The organism is uncultured Sphingobacterium sp., assembly GCF_964277905.1.
Classification (GTDB): Bacteria; Bacteroidota; Bacteroidia; order Sphingobacteriales; family Sphingobacteriaceae; genus Sphingobacterium; species Sphingobacterium siyangense.
Window position 1 is genome coordinate 132660 of record NZ_CAXYKD010000007.1, and the last position, 13568, is coordinate 146227.

Annotated in this window: 12 protein-coding genes; 7 read left to right on the forward strand and 5 right to left on the reverse strand. The window is 37.2% G+C overall.

The features are described 5' to 3' along the window. Positions 1–23 precede the first annotated feature (23 nt). From ACHWSC_RS05230 to ACHWSC_RS05250, 5 genes are all read right to left on the reverse strand, one after another. Positions 24–1880, reverse strand: coding sequence for a RagB/SusD family nutrient uptake outer membrane protein (locus ACHWSC_RS05230; protein ID WP_394676024.1), 1857 nt, complete (start codon positions 1878–1880; stop codon positions 24–26). Between the two features lie 7 nt (positions 1881–1887). Further along, complete coding sequence (locus ACHWSC_RS05235) at positions 1888–5214, reverse strand: SusC/RagA family TonB-linked outer membrane protein (RefSeq protein WP_394676025.1); 3327 nt, start codon at positions 5212–5214, stop codon at positions 1888–1890. 211 nt (positions 5215–5425) lie between these two features. Further along, positions 5426–6550 (reverse strand): FecR family protein, encoded by a 1125-nt coding sequence (locus ACHWSC_RS05240; RefSeq protein WP_394676026.1) that lies wholly within the window; start codon positions 6548–6550, stop codon positions 5426–5428. 58 nt (positions 6551–6608) lie between these two features. Further along, positions 6609–7151: an RNA polymerase sigma-70 factor gene (locus tag ACHWSC_RS05245; RefSeq protein WP_394676027.1), complete on the reverse strand. Its 543-nt coding sequence runs from the start codon at positions 7149–7151 to the stop codon at positions 6609–6611. Between the two features lie 127 nt (positions 7152–7278). Next, positions 7279–7407: a hypothetical protein gene (locus tag ACHWSC_RS05250; protein WP_262707367.1), complete on the reverse strand. Its 129-nt coding sequence runs from the start codon at positions 7405–7407 to the stop codon at positions 7279–7281. Between the two features lie 106 nt (positions 7408–7513). On the opposite strand from ACHWSC_RS05250, the gene ACHWSC_RS05255 reads away from it, so the two are divergent. From ACHWSC_RS05255 to ACHWSC_RS05285, 7 genes are all read left to right on the forward strand, one after another. Next, positions 7514–7963, forward strand: coding sequence for a hypothetical protein (locus ACHWSC_RS05255; RefSeq protein ID WP_394676028.1), 450 nt, complete (start codon positions 7514–7516; stop codon positions 7961–7963). A 37-nt stretch (positions 7964–8000) separates the two neighbouring features. Further along, on the forward strand, positions 8001–8171 hold the full coding sequence (locus ACHWSC_RS05260) for a hypothetical protein (protein WP_394676029.1): 171 nt from the start codon (positions 8001–8003) through the stop codon (positions 8169–8171). A gap of 108 nt (positions 8172–8279) precedes the next feature. Continuing rightward, positions 8280–8930: a hypothetical protein gene (locus ACHWSC_RS05265; RefSeq protein WP_394676030.1), complete on the forward strand. Its 651-nt coding sequence runs from the start codon at positions 8280–8282 to the stop codon at positions 8928–8930. A gap of 809 nt (positions 8931–9739) precedes the next feature. After that, positions 9740–10255 carry a YegJ family protein gene (locus ACHWSC_RS05270; RefSeq protein ID WP_394676031.1) on the forward strand — a complete coding sequence of 172 codons (516 nt, stop codon included), beginning with the start codon at positions 9740–9742 and terminating at the stop codon, positions 10253–10255. Between the two features lie 239 nt (positions 10256–10494). Beyond that, positions 10495–11976: a rhomboid family intramembrane serine protease gene (locus tag ACHWSC_RS05275; protein ID WP_394676032.1), complete on the forward strand. Its 1482-nt coding sequence runs from the start codon at positions 10495–10497 to the stop codon at positions 11974–11976. A 504-nt stretch (positions 11977–12480) separates the two neighbouring features. Beyond that, positions 12481–12837, forward strand: coding sequence for a hypothetical protein (locus tag ACHWSC_RS05280; RefSeq protein WP_394676033.1), 357 nt, complete (start codon positions 12481–12483; stop codon positions 12835–12837). Between the two features lie 74 nt (positions 12838–12911). After that, positions 12912–13421, forward strand: a complete 510-nt coding sequence (locus ACHWSC_RS05285; RefSeq protein ID WP_394676034.1) for a hypothetical protein — start codon at positions 12912–12914, stop codon at positions 13419–13421. The last annotated feature ends 147 nt before the right edge of the window (positions 13422–13568 follow it).

Consider the following 13568-nt stretch of genomic DNA (forward strand, 5'->3'; position numbering starts at 1 on the left):
CGACTACCCCCGATGTTTAAAGATTACCAACCTGGGTTTTGTACCAGATTTGGATTGATTTTGATGTAATTTACATTGATTGGAACCAAATATTGTTTTGCTTCGAAGATTAGTGGGCGGCCACTCAATGTTATTGGTTTGTAAAAGTCTGTAGCGGTCTTCCCCACTGAAGTAAGCCCTTTCATCCCTTGTCGGTCGGGCGAATAGTCAGAAACAGCCGTCTTCCACCGTTTCCTATCGTATAAGGAGTGGCCTTCAAACATAAATTCAATTAACCTTTCTCGATGGATTGCTTCAATCAAAACTGCTCCTGTCGGTAGGCCTCCATAGGAAACTTCGAGGCCAGGAATTCCGGCGCGTGTTCTGATTTTATTGAGATAGCCCAGCGATGTTGCATCCAATGTCCCATAGTAATTGGCATAAGCCTCAGCATAGTTTAAATACAGCTCACCTAAACGGATAATCGGAAAGGGGTATGCAGTCACTGTAAATGCGTTAGTAGCCACGTTTGTGCTCGGGTGAATTCCCTTTTTGATAGCATATCCCGTATAGAGATGGTCCACATTTAAATTCGGCGTTCCGTTTGTTAAGGTGGTACCGTTTAATTCTCCGGCTCTCAATTTAAGGATACGAGTCTGATCATTGATTTCATATTCTCCTCGGTCAAACCCGATGTAGGCATAGAAACGTGGCTCGCGGTTGCGGTGAAATTGTATGGTAGAATCACCATTGGCGATGGTAAATCGATTCGAATAGTTATACGCAGGATCCTTATCCGTTGGAACACCGTTTTTAGAATAGAAAAGTTCTACGGCATCCAATGTAGCTCCAACACCTCCCACAGGACTTCCCGAACGCCATCCACGAGGAACAGCAAGCGTTTGAAAAGAATATTGTGCATTATTGTCTTCTTTATAGCCTGAATAGCCCCAAATAAGTTCAGAGTTCCACGCATCGACCATTTGCCAGCGTGTATTGAGTACAGCTTTTTTAAATGGGTCGGTTACAGTAGTTTTATTATATTCATATAATTTATACCCCGCACCCTCTGCTTGATCTATAGCCTTTTTAGTTTCGTCTAAAGCTTTTTTCCATTTTTCTTTGTCATATGATTGCGCTGTGAGCTGTTTGCCATCGGGGTTTTTAAAGTTAGTGTAATCAACATTGCCATTAAACAATGGACTTGCAGCATACAGAAACATACGTGATTTCAACGACTGAGCGGCTATCCTGGTCACCCGGCCTAGATCTCCATTATTTACAATGGTATTGGGCAGGTCTGCCGAAGCTTCATCAAATTTATTAGCAATAAAGGTCACACACTCGTCGTACGGACTTCTGGGTTTAAAAAATTCTGTTCCCGTTGCATCTGTAGGTATAAGCTTGTCCACTAAAACAATAGGACCATAGTTTTGCAACAGTACATAGTGAAAATATGCAATCAAGTATTTAGCCTCGGCACGCCAGACCTTTTTCTTTGCCTCCAGTTCTTCTGCAGAAATGGTAATAGGTTTAGTTTTATCTACGTTATCAAGGAAAAGATAACATTGTCTGATTCCCTTGTAACAGTTTTGCCATATATCCAATACAGGATTGTCGGCGCTATACTGCGCTTGTTGTATCTGTAAAAAGGTGAAATATTGTGATCCCCAATGGTAAGATGCTGCGGTTTCATTGGACATGATCCATGAAAAATTAGTTCTTGCATCATTATAGCGGGGGATATAAGAATAACAGGTATATAAAAATCCTTCCGCTGTGGATTCGTTTTTAAATGCATCATTCATATTAGGTGTGGCATCAGGGACAATGTCCATGTACTTACAAGATCCTAGTGTTAATGTGAATGCGGTTATATAGATTAAAAATTTCTTTTTCATAATTCCATTAAAAGTTAAATTGGGCACCAACTGAGACAATACGGTTGTTTGGATATTTCAAACCATTTCCACCCCCTAATTCGACATCCCAGTATTTAAATTTGGAGAAGGTTAACAGATTTTGGCCCGCTACAAAAATCCGCGCAAATTTGTGTGTAAATCCAATCTCCGCATTTTTTAAACGTATAAAACTTGCATCGCGCATCCAATGGGTAGAGGTTTCAAAGTTACTATGGTAGGCGACATTGGTGATCATACGAGGGTACATAGCAGTTGTATTGTTTTCGGTCCAGTAATCGTCTGCAATGTATTGCAGCAAGGCTGAGCTTTCAGGGCTGAAAGGATGTATTCCCGATACGAACAAACTTACTTTTGCTGTACCCTGGAAAAACAACGAGAAATCCACCTTTTTATATTTTGCCGACGCTCCAAATCCATAAACAATCTGGGGTACCGTAGGATTGCCGATATAGGATTTGTCGAATGCATCAATTTTGCCATCATTGTTTAGATCCATATACTTGATGTCTCCTGGTTTAAGATCTTTACTCAGCGTATTTTCGGGACTGTTGGCGATATCAGCATCATCCTGGTAATAACCAATTGCTGTGTAACCATACCCTACGTTTAACGGCCTTCCTATAGCGGATTGATAGGAGAATAATTGAGTAGGTTCGTCCCTGTCAAGCAGCTTATTTTTGGAGTAAGTGAAAGTACCGCGAAGATTAACATATAGATCTGGTGTCAATTGTTGTTGGTAACTTAAATTACCATCGACACCACTGCTTTTTACCTTACCGATATTAGCATATGGGGTCAGCCCAACAACTCCGACTTCGGCAGGTACAACCTGACGCTGCATAAAAATATTGCTTCTTGTTTCGGTAAACCAGTCTGCTGTTAACGATAGCTTATCGTTGAACATGGATAGATCCAAACCGGCATTTATTTTTGTTCCTTTTTCCCAAGTTGCGCCGGGATAGCCTAGCTTGGAGATAACAGCGCCAGACTGTGTCGTCTGCCAGTTGTTTCCGAAGGTATAACTGGCACCGTTGAGGTTAACCTCCTCTAGGTAAGGAAACCTAACTGCAGCACCGCTGCTGTTATAGACGCTGGCATTTCCGACGATACCCCATGATCCACGGAATTTCAAACTGTTGATCGTTGCTTTTAATGGTTCCCAAAAACGTTCATTTGAGATCATATATCCGGCTGCCAATGAAGGGAAAAATCCAAAGCGCTTTCCTTCTGCAAAGGCTTCGGATCCATTGTATCCGAAATTTCCCTCGAAGAAATAAGTGTCTTTGTATCCGTAGGTCAATCGACCTGCAATTCCTTGATTTCTCGTTGGTAAGGAAGCGACGAAGCTTGAAGGATTATTTGGGCTGTAATCGCGACTTAAGTAAGCCAGCATCGCACCCACTTTGTGTTCTTTAAACTGTTTCGCATAATCAACAACAAAGTTGATGTTCATCAGTCTGTCTCCTTCTGAACTTAAACTAGTTGACAACGCCGTTGTTCCTCTTGTAACATTCCGGTAAGTATAGTCGTACTTACCATCGGTTTCCTTAAAGTCACTGACTTCATAGTAAAATGGAGAACTAGTTCTAAGATTATTAGATTTCGAAACGTTCGTGAATGATAAAAGCCCCTTAATATTTAACCCATCCAATAGGAATTTCATATCTTGGTTGAGCTCAATGGCTCCCATATTCGTAGCTGTGAAAGAGGAACGGTATCCACTGACCATATTTGCATAGGGATTGTAATAGATGTTATTACCCGTACCGGATGGAATGGGGCCACCATTTAAGTTCCCGAACATGATGTGGTCAGTAGCGCCTGCATTGGGAGGTAATACAGGTGTAAATAGGGCTGGGGGAGCCAGAAACAAGCGGCTATATAATTCTCCTGAGGTCACTGCTGAACCATTGTAGTCATCCAGTCTGGAATTGACACGTATAACTGCTTTTGTTGTGTTTGATAAACTCACACCAACGTTTGCAATCAAATTATACTTTCTAATTTTAATGTTGTTGTCGAAACTGTTAAATGGATCTTTCTTCAAGAAACCATTATCGTTGTTGAAGTTGGCACTTACGAAATAATCTGCTTTTTTCCCTCCACCGGCAACATTGAAGTTGGCATATTGATTCATGGACATATCTTTAAATAAGGTAGAATACCAGTCTACATCCGGATAAGCTATCGGATCAAGATGATTTTGGGTATTCGTTATTTTTTCGTCCGAAAAACGTGGTGCCAATCCTCTGTTGCTTAATGCGTAATTAAATGCATTCATGTAATCTACAGCGTTAGAAAATTTGACCGGGCGAGTAGGCGAGGCAAAGGTATTTTCAATTCTAAAATTTACTCTTGCTTTATCAAAGTCACCACCACGTTTTGTTGTAATCATCAAAACACCATTGGCACCCCGTGCACCGTATAGTGCTGTCGCTGAGGCATCTTTCAGTAATGAGAAATTATCTATTGCTTCCGGTGGAAGATTGTTCATGTCCGTAATAGAAGATTCTATTCCGTCAATAAAAATCAATGGATTGCTTGGTCCTGCAAAAGTCGATATCCCACGTACCCAAAAGTTCGATCCGTCTGCCCCGGGTTCAGCTCCGCGCTGTACGGCGATAATACCCGCTACACGGCCAGCAAAAGCATTACTTAAAGTAGATGTCGGTACTTTAAGGTCCTTGGCTGATACCGAAGATATTGCCCCTACCACAGATTCCTTTTTTTGCTTTCCAAAACCGACTACCACAACTTCATCCATTTGGTTTGAAGTAGTGTTCATTACGACCGACACAAGCGAATTTGAATAAGCAATTGTTTGGGTATCATATCCCACAATATTGATTCGAACTTTTGATAAGGTGCTGGAGACTCTCAGCGTGAACTTTCCGTCTGAATCCGTCTGTGTATTGCGATTGCTGCCAATTTCAGCTATTGTTACATTGGCGAGAGGCTTCCCTTCACTATCGTGGACGACACCCTTTAAAGTTAGTTCCTGTTGAGCAATAACGACATTGTTGTTGCCATTGCTTTTAATGACTACGGTAGTACCGTGGACAATATAGCTGTATTTGCTATTCGAAAAGATCTTATTTAGGGAGACTTCGAGCGGTGCATTTTTGAGCACTACGCTTGTCCTCAAGTTTTTCAGAAGACCTTCCTCATAGATAAAGCGTACACCGGTTTGCCCAGTGATGTTCTTTAGGACGCCTTCAACTTTTGCATTATTTACATTTACAGTTACTTGAGCTGAAGTGGATGCGTATACTCCTAAGCTTGATGCAGCAAGTATAAATCCTGTTAATTTCATCTTGATGAAGTTGTTCAATAGCCTTTCCTTGTTTTTAGGGCATAAAAAGGCTTTTGAATAAAAAAATTTATTCATAAATTGGTAGAGAATTAATGGTTTGCAATAATTTTTAATTCATAGACTTTGCAGGGGTACGCCAATACTCCTGCTTTTTTTTGAAAAGTAATCTGTGTAAATTTAAATCATAACTTTTTGGGTTTAAATGTTTTGGTTATTTTTTGTTTTCGATTAATAATTTGTTGCCTTCTATTTTGAAGCTATAGTCGGTGAGGTCGTTAAGCGCACTACAGACCTGTGCCAATGTCGAATTTTTATTTATTCCTCCCTCATATCGTTTTTGACTAAGTGTACCGTTATAAACGACATCTATTCCGTACCATCTGGTCAGTTCGTCGAGAATCTGTGCAACACCCTTACCGTCGAAGGAGAAGAAACCATCTTTCCAGGCTGTAGCTTCTTCGGGATTATCAAGCTTGGAAGTTTCCAGTTGACCATGTTTCGATAGTACTTCATTTCCTGCTGAAATTTCGATTTCTTGCCCATTTTTTCTTACCTTAATTTTTCCTTCCGTAAGCTGCACCTTGGGTTCGGCATCGTAAGATTTTACGTTAAATGCTGTTCCCACGGCCTGAATATCCATTCCATGTGTTTCTACGATAAATGGACGGGAGGGATCTTTTGCTACTTCGAAGAATGCTTCACCTTCTAATTTTATTCTCCGTTCATTTTTGCTGAAATGTGCCAGATAGAATAATTTCGAATCCGGATTGACCCATACTTTAGTTCCGTCGCTTAAAGTAATGGTATAGGTCGATCTTTTAGGGACCGATAAGATGTGGGTTTCGTTATCTTTTGCAGCTGATATAAGTTCTGTGTATTTAGCGTCGTTTTTTAATTCAATCCTATTTTGATTTCCAATAGCAAGTTCAGCATAAGGTACACCGGGGAGTACATCGTTTTTTTGTCCAAATTTTGTGTCAGCAACAATATAGTCTGGTTTCGTGTTTTTTTGATTCCAGGTCCATAATGCTCCAGCCAATAAGAATACAACAATCGCTGCGGCGGCATAACGAGCGAAAACTATATTTCTTACATTGGATCGATTGCGGTTTAGTTTAGCTGTAAACTTGTTGAGTTCATGATCTGTATCAATATGTCTAATATCAAATGGGGTCTGAATTTCTCCTTTTTCAAAGAGCGAGGAGATCAAAGATTCTGCTTCAGGATATCTGTTGACTAATCTATTCCAGTCTTCCAGTTGCTGCGGAGAAAGCAATGAGCCCTTCGCTTTGAGCGCGACCAATTCTGCCAATAATATTTTATCAGATTCTATCATAATTTAAAACTAAGTAACTTGAGAGGGTAAAAAGGGTGGGTGAAAAGTTTATTTTTTTTTAAAAAATTACTAAATAACTTAAAATGAGTGTAATAATTGATGTTAAAAAGAAGAATGATGTTAATTTTTTTCTTAAGATCCGGAGCGCAAGTATTCTTTGGGATTTAACGGTATTAACCGAAATCTGCATTTCAGAAGCAACTTCTTCATATTTTTTACCCTCCATGTATATCAAACGGCAAACATGTTGACATCTTTCAGGCAGTGCATCTAATTCTCTGTGCAATGTACCAATTACTTCAGATTCGATAAGACCTTTCATAAGGTCGACATCAGCTAAGTCATAATTCCCCAATGAGTTGGTGTATTTCTCTTCCAGTCGATTTTTTCTTTGGTGGTTCATGGACAGATTCTTTACGGTTGTGTAGAGGTAACTTTTTTGCACCAAAGGATCTTTTTCCAGTAATAGTGGATTGTCGATGAAAACCATATAAGCATCATGTACAATATCCTTAGCAATCTCCTCCGACTTAACGAAAGGATATGCAAAAGTACATAACTGTACAAAGTAAGATTTAAATATGTCATCAAATGTTGTCACTCAACTATATGTAGATGATGTTAAAGAAATAAAATGAGCCTATTGTTCAACAGCTAAATATATGCAATAAAAAACAATAGTAACAAATCTGTCACTGACCTCTTCCCGAATTTAGACGTGTTTTCCTTTAAGCCTGCCCGACCTCTTCCACACGCGTACCTGTCTCAGACTGTTTGATCGCAAAGTCTATCTGTGCTTCGGAAAACCTTGATTTTTTTATTGGTTTTCCACCTTTTAAAATTAGTAAATCAAGCACAAATTCTCTACTTTTAAATGCTCCAGTTTTTGGGGAAGAGGTCAAAAAGTGAATACTGATTTACCGAGATCTTTAATATTTAGAAGAAATGATAAATAGATGTTTTGTGATGCTATTTCTAACATTTTTATTTGTGAGATGCGACTTTGAGACTAATATCGTAGATCCTCAAGCTTCACATGCTATACAAGAATCTGCAAAATCAAAAGTGCTGGTATCAATCGGACGCCCCACAAATCATGATAGCAGGTTAATTAAAGAAATATGGGTCGAAAAAGCATGGAAAAATTCTATAAAGCATGGTAAACATTATAAGGAAATTTTTGATTCTAATCAAATTGTGTTATCCATCAATGAAAATCCAAAATACAAAATAGAGGATTATGGTTTACTTTGGAAAATGTATAATTCCAAGGGCGATGTTTTTGGAAGTGGAAACGGGGCTTTGATTTTGGATGACGTTGGAACAAGTGATTCAGTTAATCTTACTTTGTTTAATATAAGCGATTCAACAAGGACTGAAATAGGAAGCTTTAAGTTTTATAAAAATCAATAATGACTTTTGTGTCTAATCCATGTAAATAGGAATGAAAATGGTTCTAATAAATAGCTATCGTTTTACGCCTTTTAAGCCATTTGGAAATCCGAGTTTTACCGTCTTAGTCGGAGTAGAGGTAATGGATAAAAATAAATCGGCAAGATATTTTGAAGTTAGCGTAAAGTTTTTGTTCAATAGCGTGCAAAAAATAGAATTCTTCGAATAAGGAATAGGTCGGATAGACTACAAATAAATCTTGGGAGATAGTACGATTCGAGGGCAAAATGCGGTGTAGTTGTTCAAAAAAGCTTAGTTGCTAAAAGAAATGAATAAAATGAGAAAACTATATATACTATTTTGTTTAATATTGGTCAACTTATTTGCATGTGATAATTTGATAAATAGTTCTTTTTCTAATCAGAATGCCTCTCTTAATGATACAATCAAAGGTGGTGTTTTGATTATTAATGCTCTGTCTATTTTTGAGAATCATGATGTAGTCAAATTACTGAATGAAGATGGAAGTGTTTTTACTGAAATAAAGAGAGTAGATAATCAGGAACCATCTTCAGATAAGTTGAATGAAAACAATATACTGGCTTGTTATCCGGAGTATTATGTTATTCATTTAAATAGTGCTATAATATCGGATTCTCTCTATTCGGTTAATATCGGAGGGGAAACTAAGTTTGTAAATAGAGATCGTAATACTGAGTACCTATCATGGCCAGATTATCTGATGCGATATTATATCACATCAGATAAAAATAATCCGCTCAGACTTAGCCCGTCAGATGTAGCAAAACGGGTGGAAAATATTGATTATTCGGACTTAAGTTTTGTAGGTATAGAAATATTGGGTGATTGGATAAAGGTGCAATGTAATAAGGAATGTGAAGGTTGTGGCAAAGGGCCTATAGTTTCAGGTTGGATAAGATGGAGGCTGAAAGGAAAAGTTATAATTAAGCAATATTATGTTTGCTAACACTGTTTCATAAAGTTGTAGGCTATAATAATGTGATGTTTGAATAGACTTCACATTTTCTATTTATTTAATTAATTCAAGATCGAATTCTCTACTTTTAAAATGTCCTGTTTTGCGGAGGGGAGTCAGTTCTAGATGAATTTTAAAGTTATTGTTGCATAAGAATCGGGGTTGAAACCTAAATTGAATTATTATAAAAATTATCAAACAGGACGATGAAAAAGATTCTTTTGTTTATCATACTGGTATTTTTTCTTAGCGGTTGCTTTCAAAAGCCTGGCCTTGAAAAATCACGAATTGATTATAGAATAGGAAATAGTTTTATTCGGCTTTATATTGATCATTCAGGCCACGCTACCGCTCAATCCGGACGGTTAATTTAAAAGGGCGATAATAGCTTTGTCATAGATCGTATTTTAGATAGCACAAAGTTTACTGTTAAAGCTGGTGGTGAATTTATAAGTAGGTTGAGAAAAATTAATAAACCTGTAGTTGAAGCCGGGAATGGTTACAGTCGAACCCAAATATCTCTCGGTGACTCTTTGTGTTATGATACTAAGGTGTATAGTTCGAATTTTTGGGAATTATATTCCATAATTTCTGAAGACATACCCAATGAATTTAATCCAATTAAAACACATCAATTTGATTAGTTTTTTCAATTAGACTATTGGTATGAATGATCTAATTAGTAAAAATGCAAATTAAAATAATTTTTCCTGTACCGTATTTTTTTAGAATGGATCGATTTGTTTATATTTCTTTATTTAAATGGCCGAGTAAAAATTGTATATGCAAAATATTAAAAGATGAGATCAAAAATTTTTAGACCTATTTTATTTGTTGCCGTCAGTAGTATGCTGTTGCTGGCATGCCAATCACCATCCATAAAAGATAAAATTGAAAATGATGATGTTATTGGTTTCCGCTCTGATGATGAGGCAATGAACGCAGCTATAGTAAAGGCGAAAAACTCACTCAATCTGTTTGTACAGGCTGTTGAAAAACCGCAAGAAGGGTATGAAGCATTTGCACTTAAAATAGCATATGATACTCCTGATAAAAGTCTCGAGCATATTTGGGTCGGCGATATCACCTACCAAAATGGTCAATTTACTGGCATTGTCTCTAACAGCCCGGTCTCTACGAAAGAGGTCGCCCTTGGTGATACCGTAAGCATTGATAACCAAAAAATATCAGATTGGATGTATTTAGAGAAGGGAGTATTACGAGGAGGTTATACGATCCGTGCCATGCGTGATCAACTGTCAGGATCAGAAAAGGAAGAATTTAATAAATCGATCGATTTTGTTATAGAAGATTAGGTGTTTTTTTACTACATAACAAATAAAGTCACATACTGTGCAGAAGCATATATGTAGCAGATATATGAAGTGAAAGTGACTGTTTTTTTTACTAAGTTAGCTGCCGTGGAAACATATACGTCGGGTTCTCGCTCCGGGTTCTCGCTCAATTTAACCTTTTATTTAATTTATCCAACGTTTTCGTTGATGTATTGTTTCTCTGTAACTAATTATAAAACAATATGTAAAGAATAATAGCTATGGCATTCGGATTTACACCTAAGCACGTTGAAAACTTTCCACTTAATGACTTGACACAACAGCAATTCCTTATTCTTGCAAACGAATCAGCGAGAAAAGTAGGTTGGCAGATTAGTTACTTGAGTGACAACGGACTTATTGGATATACAGATAACGGCATGTTTTCTATAGATGCGGAAATCAAAATTAAAATAGAAGACGGGATTGCAACGATTCGGAGTGCATCCATTGGGAGTGAGCTGATGGATTGGGGGCGGAATAAGAAAAACATTACCAATTTTATTTCTACTTTCGAAGCATTAAAGCCCACGTTAACAAAAGAAGAGCTCAATGTTAAATATCTAGCACTAACGGAACAGCTTGTCTCGCCGGAAGATGATTTATTAAAGTTAAATCAAGGAACTACACAAGAGGAAGTTAGCGGTTTTTTCTCTATTTTCAAGCCAACTCAAGGATTTTTTGTTACGCCGATCCTTTTAGATATCAATGTTTTAATTTTCATTTTAATGGCAATGAGCGGTGTAAATATCCTGCAGCCAACGAGTGAAAGCCTATTAAATTGGGGGGCAAATTTTAAGCCTATGACATTAGATGGTGAATGGTGGCGGCTTATAGCAAACTGCTTTTTACATATCGGGATTTTCCATCTCTTAATGAATATGTATGCTCTTCTTTATATTGGTGTATTATTGGAGCCACATCTGGGGAGGACACGGTTTATTGTCGCTTATCTACTCACAGGAATTACCGCAAGTATAGCAAGTTTGTGGTGGAACGACCTCACTATTAGTGCTGGTGCATCGGGCGCTATATTTGGAATGTACGGCGTTTTTCTCGCCATGCTAACAACTAATCTCATCGAGAAAACAGCACGAAAGGCGTTAATGATGAGTATCGCGGTGTTCGTTGGTTACAATTTAGTCTATGGAGTTAAAGAAGGCATAGACAATGCCGCTCATATTGGGGGACTAATAGGCGGCCTTGTTATCGGTTATGCATTCATTCCTAGTCTAAGGAAGCCTGAAGAAGAGAAACTGAAATTTGGAACAATTGGTTTGTTGTCAATTGTGATTCTTGTTTTTTCTTTTATTGTTTACAAAAAGCTACCGAACGATATTGGAATATATGATGCGAAAATCAAAGACTTTGTTTCCATGGAAGAAATGGCACTGGAGGTGTTTAATTTGCCATCGAGTACGCCCAACGATAAGATACTTTACGGGATTAAAGACAAAGGAATTCATTATTGGAACGAAAACATAAAGCTTCTTGAGAGTTTTAACGACTTGGAGCTACCTGTTGAAATCAGAACCAGAAATAAGCTTTTAAAAGAATATTGTGAATTGAGAATTAAGAGCTATGAATTACTTTACAAAGCAATATCCGAGGATACAAATCAATACCAGTCACAACTGGAAAATTATAATAAGCTCATTGAAACAAAAGTTAAAGAGCTCGGTGCTGGACAACAGGGCGAATAAATGTGTGTCGTCGTGAAATGGCTTTACACTAAATCTGTAAAGAATGCTGATCTTCTTTAACCCGTATTTATTATTTAGACAATTATGCTTGTGTTTACATTTTTTGTCCTGAGTCATTTATTAAAAACTACTAATAATAAATAACCGCGCATAATAAAGATGGAAAAAAATGCTATCTAAGTCATCACAGAGATCAAAGCAGGAGGAAGATCTTATGAAAAGAGGAATCACACAAATGTTAAAGGGTAAGTCCAGTTTTTTTAAGTATTGCTTTTCTTGCATCCTTTATTGCCTGCTTGCCTTATTGCTTGTTAGCTTTATGGGAGGTATAATTGCCATTTTGCTAATTTGTTCGTAGTAAGAAAGCAAATTCAGACTTTCGATTGCCGTCATATGAAATGTCTTTCGTTAATTATTGAATTAAAAAAGATAAAGTACTTCTTGGATAAATTTTGATGCTCTCGCTACAAGTCAATAATTGAAGTATACACTTGAAAGATGTAAATGATACAAAAAAAAGAAACAATCGCAACGCTCAGTAAAAAGTTATCGTTGCCTTATACAGGTACGGAGCAGGGCTGGGATATTGAGATGGCAGACTCCAATTGCATCAATGAATTTATCGATTGGTATCATCAATATGATTTACGTTTTGAGGAAAAAGTGGCATTAATGTATCTAATCATTGCATCTTATGATGATTTTCTAAATGCAAATAATGTAGAGATAGATTACAGATGGGATATCATTAAGGCGATGTTAGCAAAGGATAGAATACACTTTGTGGAGTTGATAAATTATTGGTCACTGCGTATTCAAACGGATATTTTCAGGATAACACCTCTTATGAGAACTGTTTGATTTTAATGACTTATAAAAGCAAAAAAATGGATCTTAAATGTCAATTCAAAAAATGATAAAAAGTAAATAGAGAAATGAACTGTGGTCAATTGTATTTTCATCTTGAAAGGAAAGAGAGTCCTTATGAAGAAGAGTTGCCTCCCAATGAAGTTTGGGGTATAATTCAACTATGTTATGAATCTGATAACAAGGTTGAATATATTCTAGACTGGCAGTGGGATATTATTGAAATTGTAGAATGGTTTGATGAATCTAAAGATTTATTGGCTGTCAAAAATATAGATGTCTTAAATGATGAAAATAAATCCATTGCTGAATTAGAGGCTCTCGGTTATGAACGTTCGTTTTTCTTCACTGAAGATGAAATGTTTTCCTATTACGATGAGTTAGATAAGTGCTTTTCCAGTTTTAAATTTCATTTGAGGGGGACACCTACTCCTATGTATTATATTGGCCTGAATAATGGCAATGGGGAAATATCGTATTATTCTAGTGAACAAGAAGTATATAAACGTTACTGTTTCAGTATGGAAGAATTTCTAAACAATACTAATAAGGTATTGATGGGTTTTCGACAAACTTAGTTGGCACATAGTCCGTTTGGTGCCACTGCCAGTATTTCCATCGTTGCCCGTTTTCTGTATTTTTGTAACAACCGTAGACTGCCGATCCTCTTGCCTTGTTGTCAACTTTTCATCACTAGAGTACTAAGCCCGTAAATCCTATTTAAA

Coding starts and splice junctions, on each gene's coding strand:
- ACHWSC_RS05265 (WP_394676030.1), top strand. CDS start 8,280: ATGAGAAAACTATATATACTATTTTGTTTAATATTGGTCAACTTATTT.
- ACHWSC_RS05240 (WP_394676026.1), bottom strand. CDS start 6,550: ATGATAGAATCTGATAAAATATTATTGGCAGAATTGGTCGCGCTCAAA.
- ACHWSC_RS05285 (WP_394676034.1), top strand. CDS start 12,912: ATGAACTGTGGTCAATTGTATTTTCATCTTGAAAGGAAAGAGAGTCCT.
- ACHWSC_RS05270 (WP_394676031.1), top strand. CDS start 9,740: ATGAGATCAAAAATTTTTAGACCTATTTTATTTGTTGCCGTCAGTAGT.
- ACHWSC_RS05280 (WP_394676033.1), top strand. CDS start 12,481: ATGATACAAAAAAAAGAAACAATCGCAACGCTCAGTAAAAAGTTATCG.
- ACHWSC_RS05235 (WP_394676025.1), bottom strand. CDS start 5,214: ATGAAATTAACAGGATTTATACTTGCTGCATCAAGCTTAGGAGTATAC.
- ACHWSC_RS05230 (WP_394676024.1), bottom strand. CDS start 1,880: ATGAAAAAGAAATTTTTAATCTATATAACCGCATTCACATTAACACTA.
- ACHWSC_RS05275 (WP_394676032.1), top strand. CDS start 10,495: ATGGCATTCGGATTTACACCTAAGCACGTTGAAAACTTTCCACTTAAT.
- ACHWSC_RS05260 (WP_394676029.1), top strand. CDS start 8,001: ATGGTTCTAATAAATAGCTATCGTTTTACGCCTTTTAAGCCATTTGGA.